The 15,310-nt window shown below is 44.9% G+C and carries 13 protein-coding genes; 5 read left to right on the top strand and 8 right to left on the bottom strand.

Going from position 1 to position 15,310, the window contains the following annotated elements:
- Positions 1-24: 24 nt before the first annotated feature.
- The 3 genes from efp to uvrA all read right to left on the bottom strand — a co-directional run bounded on the left by efp (position 25) and on the right by uvrA (position 4,560).
- Positions 25-585, bottom strand: a complete 561-nt coding sequence (gene efp / locus EAI95_RS05510; RefSeq protein WP_006595686.1) for an elongation factor P — start codon at positions 583-585, stop codon at positions 25-27.
- An 85-nt stretch (positions 586-670) separates the two neighbouring features.
- Positions 671-1,738, bottom strand: coding sequence for a Xaa-Pro peptidase family protein (locus EAI95_RS05515; protein ID WP_129822439.1), 1,068 nt, complete (start codon positions 1,736-1,738; stop codon positions 671-673).
- The gene (uvrA, locus tag EAI95_RS05520; protein WP_129822440.1) at positions 1,735-4,560 is read right to left on the bottom strand and encodes an excinuclease ABC subunit UvrA; all 2,826 of its coding nucleotides are present in this window, start codon (positions 4,558-4,560) and stop codon (positions 1,735-1,737) included. Before uvrA ends, EAI95_RS05515 begins: the two co-directional genes overlap by 4 nt.
- A 121-nt stretch (positions 4,561-4,681) precedes the next feature.
- Between uvrA and EAI95_RS05525 the strand changes: the two genes are divergently transcribed.
- Both EAI95_RS05525 and EAI95_RS05530 read left to right on the top strand, forming a co-directional pair.
- The gene (locus EAI95_RS05525; RefSeq protein WP_023024261.1) at positions 4,682-5,626 is read left to right on the top strand and encodes a magnesium transporter CorA family protein; all 945 of its coding nucleotides are present in this window, start codon (positions 4,682-4,684) and stop codon (positions 5,624-5,626) included.
- A gap of 28 nt (positions 5,627-5,654) precedes the next feature.
- Entirely contained in the window at positions 5,655-6,329 is a 675-nt protein-coding gene (locus EAI95_RS05530; RefSeq protein WP_129270089.1) for a DUF1129 family protein, read from the top strand.
- Between the two features lie 35 nt (positions 6,330-6,364).
- On the opposite strand, the gene EAI95_RS05535 is transcribed toward EAI95_RS05530, so the two are convergent.
- The 4 genes from EAI95_RS05535 to rpsF all read right to left on the bottom strand — a co-directional run bounded on the left by EAI95_RS05535 (position 6,365) and on the right by rpsF (position 8,088).
- A complete protein-coding gene (locus tag EAI95_RS05535) occupies positions 6,365-6,886 on the bottom strand; it encodes a GNAT family N-acetyltransferase (RefSeq protein ID WP_129822441.1) in 522 nt (173 codons plus the stop codon).
- A 109-nt stretch (positions 6,887-6,995) separates the two neighbouring features.
- Positions 6,996-7,235, bottom strand: a complete 240-nt coding sequence (gene rpsR / locus EAI95_RS05540; RefSeq protein ID WP_000068664.1) for a 30S ribosomal protein S18 — start codon at positions 7,233-7,235, stop codon at positions 6,996-6,998.
- Between the two features lie 41 nt (positions 7,236-7,276).
- Positions 7,277-7,771: a single-stranded DNA-binding protein gene (locus tag EAI95_RS05545; RefSeq protein WP_006595680.1), complete on the bottom strand. Its 495-nt coding sequence runs from the start codon at positions 7,769-7,771 to the stop codon at positions 7,277-7,279.
- Positions 7,772-7,797: 26 nt separating this feature from the next.
- Entirely contained in the window at positions 7,798-8,088 is a 291-nt protein-coding gene (rpsF, locus tag EAI95_RS05550) for a 30S ribosomal protein S6 (RefSeq protein ID WP_006595679.1), read from the bottom strand.
- 277 nt (positions 8,089-8,365) lie between these two features.
- On the opposite strand from rpsF, the gene EAI95_RS05555 reads away from it, so the two are divergent.
- From EAI95_RS05555 to EAI95_RS05565, 3 genes are read left to right on the top strand one after another with little or no spacing between them, the layout of a single operon-like run.
- Positions 8,366-9,418 carry a bifunctional glycosyltransferase family 2/GtrA family protein gene (locus EAI95_RS05555; protein ID WP_129822442.1) on the top strand — a complete coding sequence of 351 codons (1,053 nt, stop codon included), beginning with the start codon at positions 8,366-8,368 and terminating at the stop codon, positions 9,416-9,418.
- Positions 9,405-10,307, top strand: coding sequence for a phosphodiester glycosidase family protein (locus EAI95_RS05560; protein ID WP_129822443.1), 903 nt, complete (start codon positions 9,405-9,407; stop codon positions 10,305-10,307). Before EAI95_RS05555 ends, EAI95_RS05560 begins: the two co-directional genes overlap by 14 nt.
- Entirely contained in the window at positions 10,288-10,695 is a 408-nt protein-coding gene (locus tag EAI95_RS05565; RefSeq protein WP_129822620.1) for a hypothetical protein, read from the top strand. The genes EAI95_RS05560 and EAI95_RS05565 overlap by 20 nt, the downstream gene beginning before the upstream one ends.
- A gap of 67 nt (positions 10,696-10,762) precedes the next feature.
- On the opposite strand, the gene EAI95_RS05570 is transcribed toward EAI95_RS05565, so the two are convergent.
- Positions 10,763-15,229: an SGO_0316/SGO_0317 family LPXTG-anchored serine peptidase gene (locus EAI95_RS05570; RefSeq protein WP_129822444.1), complete on the bottom strand. Its 4,467-nt coding sequence runs from the start codon at positions 15,227-15,229 to the stop codon at positions 10,763-10,765.
- Positions 15,230-15,310: the final 81 nt, after the last annotated feature.

The following is a 15,310-nucleotide window of genomic DNA, read 5'->3' on the forward strand; positions in this document are numbered from 1 at the left end:
ATCAGACCTATTTTTTAGAGCTGATTAGGCACGAGAAACGTAAGTTCCTTCAGCTGTATTGATAATCAATTTTTGTCCTGCTTCGATGAAGTCTGGAACGTTTACCACAAGACCTGTTTCCATTGTAGCTGGTTTACCAGAACCAGTCACTGTAGCACCTTTAATAGATGGTTGAGTTTCAGCAACTGTCAATTCAACAGTTGTAGGAACCGTCACCCCAATCACTTCGCTTCCGTAGAATTGAATTTTCACTTCTGAGTTTTCAAGGATGTAAAGCAATTCGTTCTCAACATTGACAACAGGAATTTCATATTGGTCGTATGTTTCAGTATTCATGAAGTAAGCTGTATCATCCATTTTATACAAGTATTGAGCTGGTACAGTTTCAATAATAGCTTGCTCAAATTTTTCTTCTGGACGGTAGCTTGTATCAAAAGTTGAACCAGTACGAACATCACGCAATTTCATACGCATGATCGTGTTTCCTTTACCTGGTTTGTGGTGGCTCGCTTCCAAAACGCGGATCAATTTTCCATCAGCTGTTTCAAAGGTCATACCAGCTTTCAACTTACTTGCTTCAATCATGTTTTCATACCTCTTTTTAAAAATATATTACTCTTTATTCTATCACAAATGCTCAGATTTCTCAAATCTGTCTCTGCAAATTTCCTTAGATCACAATCAATTCTTTCGGTGCCAAGGTCAAGACTTCACAACCGGTTTCCGTAATCAGGAGATCATCTTCAATCCGGACACCAGATAGGCCTTCAATGTAGATTCCTGGCTCATCTGTCAAAACCATCCCCGCCTTGATAACTTCTTTTGAAGTTTGACTGAAATAAGGCTCTTCATGGATGTCCAAGCCAATACCATGTCCAATTCCATGAGTAAAGTACTGGCCGTATCCTGCCGCCTCGATAATGTCTCGAGGAATTTTATCAAACTCACGGAAACCGAGTCCAGCCTTGGCTTCAGCAATGAGAGCTTGGTTGGCTTTCAAGACCGTTTCGTAAATTTCTCTTTCCTTGTCGCTGACATGACCTGCATAAATGGTCCGGGTCATATCACTGACGTAATGGTTGTAAAGACAGCCAAAGTCCAAGGTCAAGGCATCCCCAGCAGATATGATGCGATCACTTGGAGTCGCATGGGGCATAGCAGAGCGCTCTCCCGCAGCGGAGATGATATCAAAGGATACACCTGACGCTCCCAATTCCCGCATTCTGAAATCCAGGAAGGTCGCCGCTTCTAATTCTGTTGTTTGGCCAACCTTGATAAACTCCAGCACATCTAGAAAGGCTTGATCTGAAATACTGCAAGCCTTGCGGATGGTTGCTACTTCTGTCTCATCTTTAATCAAACGAAACTCCATCACAAAATCAGACAAGGCTCTTAGAGAGACTCCTGAGAAAGCTGTCGCCAGACGAGTATGATAGGCAACTGTGATCTCATCCTCAAAGCCAAGTTCTTGGATAGCTGCATCTTTGACTATTTTTGCCGCTTCTTCCAATTCATTGCGGGTTTCAACAATCTCAACAAAGGGGAAGCAAGTCGCATGGGCATGAATGGTATAGCGCGAATCGGTGAAGAGGACCACGCGCTCTTCTGTCACCAAAACAGTCCCGTTCGATCCCCAGAAACCTGTCAAATAGTAAACATTTTTTAAGTTGTTAATGAGGACAGCTTTTAAATCCTGTGCCTTCATTTTAGTTCGTAGATTTGTAATTCGTTGGTTCATTGTAATTTCCCTTTCAAATACTGTCCTGTAAAGCTAGCTGGGTTGCTGGCTACTTCTTCTGGTGTTCCTGTCGCAATAATGGTACCACCACCGACACCACCTTCTGGTCCTAAGTCAATGATATGGTCCGCTGTCTTAATGACATCCAAGTTGTGCTCAATGACCAAAACGGTATTGCCATCATCCACAAAGCGTTCCAAGACCTTGAGCAAACGAGAGATGTCTTCGGTATGAAGGCCTGTTGTCGGCTCATCCAAGATATAGAAGGACTTGCCAGTTGAGCGCTTATGAAGTTCTGAAGCCAACTTCATCCGCTGGGCTTCTCCCCCTGAAAGTGTCGTTGCCGGCTGCCCCAAGGTCACATAGCCCAAGCCGACATCCTTGATGGTTTGTAATTTGCGATTAATCTTTGGAATATGTTTAAAGAAATCCACCGCATCATTGACGGTCATGTCCAAAATCTGGGAGATATTCTTTTCTTTATAGTGAACTTCTAAGGTTTCACTGTTGTAGCGTCGCCCATGGCAGACTTCACACGGTACATAGACATCCGGTAGGAAATGCATCTCAATCTTGATGATCCCATCTCCCGAACAAGCCTCACACCGACCTCCTTTGACGTTGAAACTAAAGCGGCCTTTTTTGTAGCCTCTAATCTTGGCTTCATTGGTTTGGGCAAAGAGGTCACGAATGTCGTCAAATACACCTGTATAGGTAGCCGGATTGGAGCGTGGAGTGCGCCCAATCGGGCTTTGGTCGATATCGATCAGTCGATCAATGTGCTCGACACCTGAAATGGTTTTGTATTTCCCTGGTTTCTCTGAATTGCGATTCAATTTTTGCGCCAGCGTTTTTTTCAAAATACTGTTGACCAAGGTTGACTTCCCTGAGCCAGAAACGCCAGTGACAGCAATGAACTTGCCCAGCGGGAAGCGTGCTGTCACCTCTTTTAAGTTATTTTCAGCAGCCCCTGTCAATTCGATAAAGCGACCGTTGCCTACCCGCCGTTCCGTTGGTACAGGAATAGCCCGTTTTCCAGAGAGGTACTGACCAGTGATGGATTTGCTATTGCGGGCTACCTGCTTAGGTGTTCCAGCCGCAACAATCTCGCCTCCAAAGACACCGGCTCCTGGACCAACGTCGATCAGGTAATCAGCCTCTCTCATCGTATCCTCATCGTGTTCGACAACGATCAAGGTATTGCCCAAATCACGCATCTTCTTGAGACTGGCAATCAAGCGGTCATTGTCCCGCTGATGAAGACCGATCGAAGGCTCATCTAGGATGTAGAGGACACCAGAGAGGTTGGAGCCGATCTGGGTCGCTAAGCGAATCCGCTGACTCTCTCCCCCTGATAGAGTCCCGGCCGAGCGAGACAGGGTCAGATAGCTCAAGCCAACATTGTTCAAGAAGGTCAAACGATCCTTGACTTCTTTGAGAATCGGACGAGCAATGGTCTCCTCATTCTTGGTTAATTTGAGATCAGCTACTACTTTGAGATGGTCCTCAATGGACAAGTCCGAGATCTGCCCGATATGGAGCCCCTTCTCTCCTCCTACTCGGACAGACAAGGCCTGGTCATTCAAGCGATAACCATGGCAGGTGACACAAGTCAATTCATTCATGTAGGACAACATCTGATTGCGAGTGAAATCACTAGAGGTTTCGTGGTAGCGGCGATTAATATTGGTAACGACCCCTTCAAAAGGAATGTCAATATCTCGAACCCCACCAAATTCATTCTCATAATGGAAATGGAATTCCTTGCCCTCAGAACCATAGAAAATCAAGTGTCGGTCTTCTGGGGACAAGTCTTCAAAGGGCTTGTCCATATCAATCCCAAACTGGATCATGGCCTGTTCCAACATCTGAGGATAGTAGTTAGAAGAAATCGGATTCCATGGCGCTAGTGCTCCTTCACGGAGAGTCTTGCTAGCATCTGGAACAACCAAATCCAAGTCCACCTCTAGCTTGATCCCTAGTCCATCACAATCTGGACAAGAGCCAAAGGGGGCATTAAATGAAAAGAGACGAGGTTCCAACTCAGGGACGGTAAAGCCACAAACCGGGCAAGCATAGTGCTCTGAAAAGAGCAGTTCGTTTTCGTCCATGGTATCGATGACCACGTAGCCATCTGCGATCCGAAGGGCAGCTTCGACCGAATCAAAGAGACGGGACCGAATGCCATCTTTGATGACAATCCGATCTACAACAACCTCAATTGTGTGCTGTTGGCTTTTGGATAATTCTGGGACTTCTGTTACATCAAAGATTTCACCATCCACACGCACCCGGACATAGCCGTCTTTTTGCACCTTTTCGATGATATTCTTATGTTGGCCTTTTTTCTTACGAACGATGGGCGCTAGAATTTGCAGGCGTTGGCGCTCTGGCAATTCCAAAACTTGGTCAACAATCTGCTCGACCGAAGAAGCCGTAATCGCTCCATGCCCATTGATACAGTAGGGAGTCCCCACACGAGCATATAAAAGACGTAAGTAATCGTTGATTTCAGTTGTCGTTCCAACCGTTGACCGCGGATTTTTGCTGGTTGTTTTTTGGTCAATGGAAATGGCTGGACTTAAGCCATCAATCGAGTCCACATCGGGCTTTTCCATATTTCCTAAAAACTGACGAGCATAGGCTGACAGGCTCTCTACATAACGTCTTTGTCCTTCCGCATAGAGAGTGTCAAAGGCTAAGCTCGATTTCCCAGAACCTGATAGACCAGTGACCACGACCAGCTTATCTCGAGGGATTTCAACATCAATATTTTTTAAATTATGAGCACGCGCTCCATGAATGACAATTTTATCGAGCATTTCTTCCACTTTTCATCAATTTATTTATCCTTCATTATATCAAATTTTTCAGCATTCTTTTATCCAAAAGCGTGCTTTTTCTGTTATAATGTTAAGGTGTAAAAAAACAAGGGGAGGCACCATGAAACAGGTCTTTTTATCGACAACGACTGAATTTAAAGAAATAGAGACACTGGAACCCGGTAGCTGGATTAACCTTGTCAACCCTTCCCAAAGTGAGTCGATGGAAATCGCTTCTGCTTTTAACATCGATATTGCCGACTTACGGGCACCGCTCGATGCGGAAGAAATGTCTCGTATGACCATCGAAGATGAGTATACCTTGATCATCGTAGACGTTCCCATCAAGGAAGAGCGGAACAATCAGACCTACTATGTCACCATCCCTTTGGGAATCATCCTAACAGAAGAGGCTATCATCACCACTTGCTTGGAAGAGTTGCCTCTCCTAGACACCTTTATCAATCGTCGCTTGCGGAATTTCTATACCTTCATGCGATCCCGCTTCATCTTCCAGATCCTTTATCGCAATGCGGAGCTCTACTTGTCCGCGCTTCGTACCCTGGATCGTAAGAGTGAACAGATTGAAAGTCAACTGCACAAATCAACGCGTAATGAAGAGCTGATTGAACTGATGGAATTAGAAAAGACCATCGTCTACTTCAAGGCCTCTCTGAAAACCAATGAGCGCGTGATCAAGAAATTGACCAGTGCCACCAGCAACATTAAGAAATACCTGGAAGACGAGGATCTGTTGGAAGATACCTTGATCGAGACCCAACAGGCCATTGAGATGGCGGATATTTATGGAAACATCCTCCACTCCATGACCGATACCTTCGCATCGATCATCTCCAACAACCAGAACAATATCATGAAAACTTTGGCCATGGTGACCATCGTCATGTCCATCCCAACCATGATCTTCTCAGCCTATGGCATGAACTTTAAAAACAATGATCTCCCCCTCAACGGAGAACCTAATGCTTTCTGGCTCATTATCTTTATTGCCTTTGCCATGACCGGATCGCTCGTTGTCTACCTCATCCATAAAAAATGGTTCTAACACCTACTAATAACACTAAGGAGTATTTATGTCTCAATTTGATTTGACCCAATTAAGTAAAAAAAATCAAGAATTCGTTCGCATCGCTAAACACCAATTGATTGAAAACGGCAAAACAGAAGAAGAGGCTACTAGCCTGATTGAAGAAATTCTTCCAGCTATCTTTGAAAACCAACCAAAAGGAGTAACGGCGCGAACTCTCTTTGGAGCGCCAACTGTTTGGGCCAATGCTTTTAGTGATCAGGAACGCTACGAAAAAGAGCATCCAAAAGAGAATGATGCTCCTCATCTCATGATCACGGATTCTTTCCTTCTCGTCTTTGGTCTCTTTGCTGCTATTTCAGCCTTCATGAACCTTTTTGCACCTCAGGGAACCACTTATGGACTTCTCACATTGACTCTTGGTAGCTTGGCTGGTGGGGTTGTGCTCTATTTGATGTATTACTACTTCTACCAGTACTACGAAGTTTCTAAACGTGGAATGAAACGGCCTGCTTTAACCAAGTCACTCCCTATCCTAATGTTGGCGATGATCCTTTGGGTTGTAATTCTCATGGTCACTGCTTTGCTCCCACAATTCCTCAACCCTCGTGTACCAAACTGGTTCATGCTCTTACTCGGTGGAGGAGCTCTTCTTCTCCGCTACTACTTGAAGAAAAAATACAATATTAAGAGCGCCAATACAGCACCTCAACGACGCTAAAAAGAAACGGATGAAGTTTTCATCCGTTTTTGTTTTTACTGTATTTCCCTGTTCAATCTTTTTGAAAAATAGAGGACTAAGTCATCATTGTTTTCACAAGAACTGTAAGGGTCCAAGGGCTGATCCCTAAACCAAACTCCAGATCCGTCTGGGATATAGTCCCGTTTGACATACAGTCTTTGAGCTGGACCATAACCCGAGTGTAAACCAACCCCTAAAGTAACAATCTCTGATAGTAGCCGGACTCTTTTTTCCGCCTCTTCTAAGAGTTGATTCCCAATTCCTCGATTTCTAAATGGCTCAAAAACATTAAAATCAGATAGTTCAGGATAGACTCCCACGAAAGGGCCGTGCTTGGCATAAGGCAATATAGTGATATAACCTGCCACAAATCCATCCGACTCAGCTACTAATACGTCTCTCTTTCCGTTCTCCTGATCCTGAAAATAGCTGGCCAAGATATCCTCTCTACCCGGCCACCCTTGATGGATAAAGGCTTGAGAGATCCCTTCAATATCATACTCCATCATACTTCTGATGATTGTGCTTTCCTTCATGTTGCGCTTCTTGATACCTTTCTCCCCCTCATTATAGCATAATTAGAGCTTGGGAAAGATCAAAGAGGGCCACCCGGACCTGAAAAAAAGACCCGTAAGGGTCTTTTCTTTAATCTTCGTTTACGAAAGGCATCAAAGCCATTACGCGAGCGCGTTTGATAGCTGTTGTTACTTTACGTTGGTTCTTCGCTGAAGTTCCAGTTACACGACGAGGAAGGATTTTCCCACGTTCTGAAACGAAACGGCTAAGAAGCTCAGTATCTTTGTAATCAACATATTCAATTTTGTTTGCTGCGATGTAATCAACTTTTTTACGGCGTTTGAATCCGCCACGACGTTGTTGAGCCATGTTTATTTCTCCTTTATAATTTTAATTCGTTAAACCCATTCTTAGAATGGTAGATCGTCATCCGAGATGTCCATTGGATTAGCTCCGAATGGATTGTCATCACGTCCAAAGTTTGGTGTTGCGTTTGATGGTTCAGATCCTCCAAAGCTTGGAGCTGCATTTCCTGCAAATCCTCCAGCTGAAGCATAACCACCACCTGCTTGTCCTTCACGATTCGCGCGGCTTTCCAACAATTGGAAGCTGTCCGCTACGACTTCAGTGACATAAACACGTTGACCTTGCTGATTCTCATAATTACGAGTCTGGATACGACCTGTAATCCCAACTAAGGCACCCTTTTTAGCCCAATTCGCTAAATTTTCAGCTTGTTGACGCCAAATCACACAGTTGATAAAGTCCGCATCTCGTTCACCATTTTGGTTTTTAAAATTACGGTTAACCGCGAGTGAGAATGTCGCAACAGCCTGATTTTGAGGGGTATAACGAAGCTCAGCATCTCGAGTCATACGACCTACAAGTACAACATTGTTAATCATTAGTCACCTTCTTTATTCGTTAGGGCTTACGCGTCAACTTTTACGATCATGTGACGAAGAATGTCACCGTTGATTTTTGAAAGACGGTCGAACTCGTTAAGAGCTGCATCGTCGTTCGCTTCAACGTTTACGATGTGGTAAAGTCCTTCACGGAAATCTTGGATTTCGTATGCAAGACGACGTTTTTCCCAATCTTTTGATTCAACAACAGTTGCACCGTTGTCAGTCAAGATAGAGTCAAAGCGTGCTACCAAAGCGTTTTTAGCTTCTTCTTCAATGTTTGGACGAATAATATAAAGAATTTCGTATTTAGCCATTGATATGTTCCTCCTTTTGGTCTAATGACCCCAAGTCTTTGCAAGGGGTAAGTGAGGTTTGCTCACAAGAAACTATTATACCAGACTTTGGGATAGAAGGCAAGTAAAAATACCTTCTCTACATTCTTTTCGAAAAGATTTGTTTTTCTTCTATTATTTTCTCTCCTTTTTTACAACAAGGAAATCTCTCCCTTTCCTTAAAGAAAACTGATATCAGTTAGCTTTAAGAAAGGGCCGTTATACTACCTTCATCACAAACAAGAAACGAGGAACGCTTATGAATTATTTAGTAATCCCCGCTTATCAACCCGATCAAAAACTTCTCAAACTGGTTAAAAAACTGAGAGAAAAATGTGACTTCTCCATTATCGTTGTGGACGATGGTAGTTCTGAGGAGTGCCAAGCGATTTTTGAAAAATTAGACGGGCTAGCTACAGTCATTCACCACGAAACCAACCTTGGAAAAGGAGGGGCTCTCAAAACTGCCTACACCTACATTCAAGAACAAGGGCAATACGGAACAGTCATCACTGCCGATGCTGATGGTCAACATAAGGTTTGGGATATCTTCCGTGTAGCCAATCAATCACAAGAAAATCCGAACCAATTGGTTCTAGGGGCACGCGCCTTTTCAGGCAAGGTTCCTTTGCGTTCTGCTTTTGGAAATAAATTGACCCGCTTCTTGTTCAAGCAACAAACAGGGGTCGCTGTGACAGATACGCAGACTGGCCTTCGAGCCTTTACAACCAACATGATCCCCTTTATGTTAGATATTGAGGGACAACGGTATGAGTACGAAATGAATGTGCTCCTCGCAGCTAGTAAGGCCTTTCCCATCTTGGAAGTTCCGATTGAAACAGTTTATATAAATGACAATGAAGGGTCCCACTTCCGTCCTATTCGCGACGGTCTCATGATCTACAAGGACATGTTCAAGTTTGCCCTCTCTTCCCTGAGTAGCTTTATCGTGGATTACCTGGTCTATGCCTTCTTCCTTTTCGTGATGATGGCTGTGCCGATTAGTCTTCGTATCCTCCTTGCAAACGGGATCGCTCGTGTGGCCAGCTCCATCTTTAACTACTCAACCAACAAACATCTAGTCTTTAAGAACAAAGACAGCCTGGCTCGAACCGGAAGTGGTTACTTGGGACTTGCGATTGGACTCTTTATTCTCGATACCCTCTTGATTCGACTCTTCTATACAAGCTTTGGTCTCCATTTGCTCCTCAGCAAAGTGATCGTCGGACTCTTGCTCTTCGTCGTCTCATGGTTGATTCAGAAAAAAATCATTTTCAAGGAAAGGACTGCACCTACTCATGAAATTCTTTAAAAAATCTTATACCTATGCTGCTTGTTTCGGCATCCTGCTAACAAGCTCCTTCAGCTATTCTATGCTCAAGACCTTTATCTTATCGGATGCTATCCAAACAGTCAAAGCTACGACCACTGATACCAAGGCGGCTGAGGAGGCAGCAGCCTCTGCTACTACTACAGATACCAGTTACTCCGATGACAATATCCAGGTGAGCCTGACAGAAACAACAGTTGAAAACACTCAAGTTTACATTGCAGATATTACGGTTAGCTCTTCTGACTATCTAAAAACTGCTTTTGCTCAAAATACCTACGGGACAAACGTGACGGCTAAGACGTCCGTCACTGCAGCTGAAAATAATGCTATTCTAGCCGTCAATGGAGACTACTACGGTGCTAATAGCACCGGCTATGTCATCCGAAATGGAGTGGTCTACCGCGATACGGTTCGCGAAGACTCTAGCAATGGCGACTTAGCGATTTATAAAGATGGTTCCTTCAAGGTTATCTACGAAGATGAAATCACTGCGGATCAGTTGGTCAAAGACGGGGTTGTTAATATCCTTGCCTTCGGACCTTCCTTGGTTGAAGATGGAGTAATTACTGTCGATACGAACTCAGAGGTGGGACAATCCATGGCGTCTAATCCACGTACTGCCATTGGGATCATCGATGAAAACCACTACATCATTGTCGTCTCGGACGGCCGGACTTCAGAGAGTGAAGGGCTTTCTCTCTACCAATTAGCGGAAGTGATGAAATCGTACGACGTCAAAACAGCCTACAACCTGGATGGTGGTGGATCTTCTACACTTTACTTCAATGGCCAAGTTATTAACAAACCAACTACAAATGGTACTATCTCAGAAAGGGCGGTGAGTGACATTGTCTACATCGGTTACTAATCCTATCAAACAACGGTTGAAAAAGACCATCCTCTGGTACACTCTGATTACAGCTTTCTTCTTCGTCGGAAGTCGCATCTACGAACACTTTAGTTTTGGCGAAACCTCTGCCTTCATGCACTACCTCTTCTTGATTCCTTTGATCGGCGGCACCCTGCTAGTGGCTCTGCAACTAGTGGTAAAAGGCCTTTCTCGACTCACTCTCAATCTTTGGAACTCAGCAGTTGCCACGGCAACTGCTGGAGCCCTCTACCGAGGCATTGTTAAGCTCTCTGGTCGTTCTACAACTCTCGACCAGCCCTACTATTATGTTGCAGGGATCTTCCTAGCCCTTGCCCTTATCAGCCTCTTCTTTGTCCGAAGTGTCTGGGTGGAGAAAACAGCTTAAAACATTCAAAACGTCCGTTTCTAAAATGAAACGGACGTTTTTTTGATTAACCTAATACATGAACGACTTAATCTTGCCGTTTTTTACTTGCTACAAAGCCTGCCAAAGCTAGTGAGGTCATGCCAAAGAGGCTAAGGACTGTTGAAGCCAATTCATCTTGACCTGTTTTTGGAAGACCAGTTGCTGATGTAGCAGCTACTTCTGCTTGACCACCTGTATGATAGGTAACAGCGACTGGTTTGTTTGTTGCAACTTCTTTCGTTTCAGATGTAGTTGGTTGAGCTGGGGTAGCTGGGCCTTTAGATACCGCTGGTTGGACAGGCGTCACTGGAGTTTCCGGTATCTCTAGTGTCGGATTTTCTGGTTGAATCCATGGTTTCACAATCGCTCCACTATGCACCTCTGGGTTTGGCTTGATAACCTCTTTGACCAAAGAAAGAAGGTGGAAATTGATTTGATTGCTCACTTCATAAAGGAAATCATTTTCCGATGCACGATACCCCGCTGGGAGATCCACATGAACACGATAGGAGCCGTTCATCAACATGGTCTCAAAGCGTTTCAAATCATAGATACTTTGTGGGAGAAGGCGACTGATACCATCATTCCCCACCACTTTTACGACTGTTCCTGTCGGAACCGGCTGATCAAATCCAATAGTGAGTTTGTTTTCATCTAAATAATGGAAGGCAAAGGTCACTTTCGGATGTGGATTTTCGGCTGAAACCGTCACCTTCTTCACTAGTTCTGTTCCCCAATCATAATGGTAATCAGACAAGGTGATTTTCACTGTATAAGTGCCAAAAGGTAATTCTGGGAAGGTGCCAGCATTGTAGGACGCATTGAACTCTCCTTCTACTACACGGCCTTGGTCATCCACTACCTGATAACGAACGACGGATGGATAATACGAAATGACTTCTCCACTGCTATCTGTGAAGACCACCTCCAAGGTACTCTTTTCAGCCTTTGGTTTTTCAGTCTCTGTCTCGCCTGGTTGTTCATCTGAACTGGCTTCATTCGTCGAAGTCGTTGCCTCTACTTTCTTTCCTTCGATGTCCATCTCAGTGGTATTGTAGACCTTATCCCAGATGGTATAGCGAACAGTAGAAGGGTCAACCCCTTCCGGAAGCAGATAGCTACCGTCTTCTTGGGGTTCCAAGGCCACGGTTTCCCCATTTTTGACGTAGGACAGATAAGTCCCTGCTAGTCCACTACCAGTTTCGATCACCTTACCTGGTCGGAAAATCCGTGTTGCTGGATCGTACTGAGCACTTCCAGACTCGATGCTTGGAGTCGTATTGTCAATCTTAACCTTGAAGTTAAGCTCTTGTTGCTTGGCCCCTGAAGCAGTTGGACGGTAGGTAATCACAAATTGGTATTCTCCATCTGGTAATTGCTTGCCGTCTTTGTCCAAACCTTCCCAAGAGATTTCATAAAACTCTTCGCTACGATTCCCAATCCGGTAACTCCAGTCTGTCTTACGGTGGACTTCATTTCCGACCTCGTAAATCGGGTTAGTACGAGCTGTGTCCTCCTTCTTGTAAACTGATAGGTGGACATTTTCAACATTGCGAAGCATGACGGCTTTAACCTTGATGCTATCAAAGCTGGAATCACTGTTTGGAGAGAAGTAAAGTTGGTCCCCATCAAAGCGATCCCCATCCTGGCCAAGAGTTTTGGCTACGGATTCCCCATTTTCATAGACATAACTAATCAAAGAGGTAAAGTGATTGTCTGGATGACGCTCTGGCGTTTCTGGGACCTTTTCATCTGGATAATCCGGCTTGTCCTTGTAGTAATAAAACGGCTTGTCGCTACCTGTGTATTCGTAGATTGGCTTTTCAATGCCACGCAGATTTTGATAATCTCCATGGAAGCCAACATAAGGGAGGCTGACCAGATGTTTTTGGTTGCTGGCATCTTTGACCAGTACAAACCCTTCTAAGAAATAACCATTTGGCATTTGCTTGCTGAGCTCTTCCTTGTACTTGCTCGCATCAACCGTTACATGGATGGTCCGCTGACCATTGGCTGGAACAGTAATGGTTTCCTTGCCATCTATGGTTTCTAATAGCCGAGGATGGAGGGTGAATTTGCCATCTTGAACTTGATCTGTCTGAAGGGTCGTTTCATAACGAAGAGACTTCTCTTGATTGGAAAGATTGTGGATGGTCACGTCAAACTCAAAAGTATCTGTGACATTACCTAGTGTCAGACTACTTTTAGCATCTTTCGCCGTTACATAGAGATCACCTAGTGCTGCAGCTGTGACATCCATAACCCCTGCTCCTTGCTGACGAACAGAGGAATAGGCATGCGTTTCCTCATCCACATGCGGAACAGCTGTACTCATGGTCATCTGTTTGACAAGAACTTGTAACTGTTCTGGACTGAGATGAGGGAAGCGCTCCTTCAAGGCTTGTTTCACCAGTGCAGTGGCACCCGCTGCGTGAGGAGAGGCCATACTGGTCCCCCTATCCATATAGTACTCTCCATTATTAACAGATGAGTAGATCATCCCTCCTGGAAGGGTGACATCCGGTTTGAGGTCGCCATCAGCTGACAGCCCCCAAGAGGAGAAGTCGGATAATTGATTGGCTGCGTCGTACGGCACCCGTTTGAATTTGTTGGCAATATGGAGCTGGTAGTCCTTGGCATGTTGTGCTAGGACACTTCCAGCATCGTGGCCAATAACCCCAACTGGGAATCGTTCCCCCAACCCTTCTAAGTCAAAGCTTACAGGATTATTGCCCTGCTCCTTAGTCTGGTAGAAGATCACCCCTGTAGCACCAGCTCTTTTGAGCTCTTTGACCTTATCCACATCCGAAACTTCGCCACCTCGCTCCGTAAGGACTAAGTGCCCATTGATACTATCAGCTTGGTAGTGGTCGATCCCTCCCTTTTCCACATGGAGATAGCTTTGAGGGATGGTCGTCCGAAAGGCATCGCGTTCCACAAAGGAGTGCATCGGAATTTTGCCATCTGGGAAGTCTTTCGAACCTTTTAAGGCTTCTACGGTCAGGCTTGCTTCTGCCGACTCATGCTTGGTCAGACTATTAATCGAAGCGACTGAGATGACATTTGGGTTGACGGATGGGGTTCCTGTCATCCCATAATCCGGTGTGCTTGCAAGTGGTTTGCTGTGCCAGAAGCCATTGGTCGCCATATTGGTAGAGGCAACTGTAATGGTCACTCCCGCCTTTCTCGCTGCCTCAAAGGCCTGGCGCGTGATTTCTCCCACATCATAAATCGAGCCTGATGCGGTTCCCAAACTCATGTTGATGGAATCAGCCCCTAATTTGACGGCGTCTTCCACTGCCTTGGTATAGATGAAATTTTGCACCTGACCGCCCTTGGTGTCTGAGAAAACACGCAAAAACATAAGCTGGGCTTCGGGAGCGACACCTCGGATAATCTCACCATTTGGGGATGGTTGAGAGGCATTTCCCACAGCGGTTCCAGCTACGTGGGCACCGTGAGAGATTGGATCATCTTCTTTAACATTGTCATCCATATCACTATAGTTGTGAACGTAGACGACTTTATTGTTGTACCATTTACCGTAAGTGATGCCGGCCTTTTTCTTAGCCTCTTCAATTTCCGCTTCACTCTTGTACTTGGCCTTGCTGATATCTGTCAGACGGAAAATATCGTGGGCAGGGTCGACCCCCGAATCGATGACCGCTACAACCTGACCTTGACCCTTAATCCCCTTATCCCAGAGTGGCTGTAAATTGATCAGACTATTTTCTTCACTGACCTTGGTCGTAGTTGAAGTCGGTGATGCAGGAGCAGGCTGGTTTTCCTCCACTCTAGTCCGACCTAGTGGAGCATAATCTAGGGCATCTACACGCGCTAGTCCCCGAATCTTTTTAGCATCTCCATAAGTCGTCTCTAGAGCCAGTCCATTAAAGAGCAAATTAACGTCATACAATTTTTTGAACTGAATGGATTGCTTTTCGAGTTCTTTCAAAAATTGTTCATGGTCTTGGTTGGTTTGTTCGATACGTGCTTCTTTTGAGACTGGTGATGATTCTCCAACCCCATCAGAAACTTTTTCTTTCAGACGAACTAGGACCTCGACTGGACTTGAATCCTCTAGAGTTTCTTTCGTTACTTCCTTGGGAGTGTCCGTCGTAGCAAGCTCAGGATTAGCTGTTGGACTTGCCATAACAGAAGCTGATAAGGTCTTCTCTTCTTTTGGTTTCTCATTTGAAGGATCGCTAGTAGCTGAAGAGGTAGTTTGTGGTTGCTTGGTTTGGTCCTTACCATCAGTCTTGGCTTGCTCTTGTGAGGAAGACTCCTCTTTAACTGTATCAGTTGCATGAGCTCCGTCCGAGCCTTTGTCCTGTCCGACTGTCGGACTCACCTCTTGACTTCCTTCTTTCACTACAAGAGCGGGTGTATCTGCCTGCCCTTCCTGCTCCTGGGCTGAAACAGTCACCCCACAAAAAAAGCATCCGACAAGTACCGATACTAAGCCGACTGCATATTTTCGTAAAGAAAAACGTTGTTGTCTGTCGCTTCCCATAAACAGACCTCCTTTATATTTTGTAAGCGGTTTCCGCACCTATATTTTAGTCCTTATCTTATGCAAAGTCAATGCAATCTA

The organism is Streptococcus sp. bf_0095 (assembly GCF_004166885.1).
Classification (GTDB): domain Bacteria; phylum Bacillota; class Bacilli; order Lactobacillales; family Streptococcaceae; genus Streptococcus.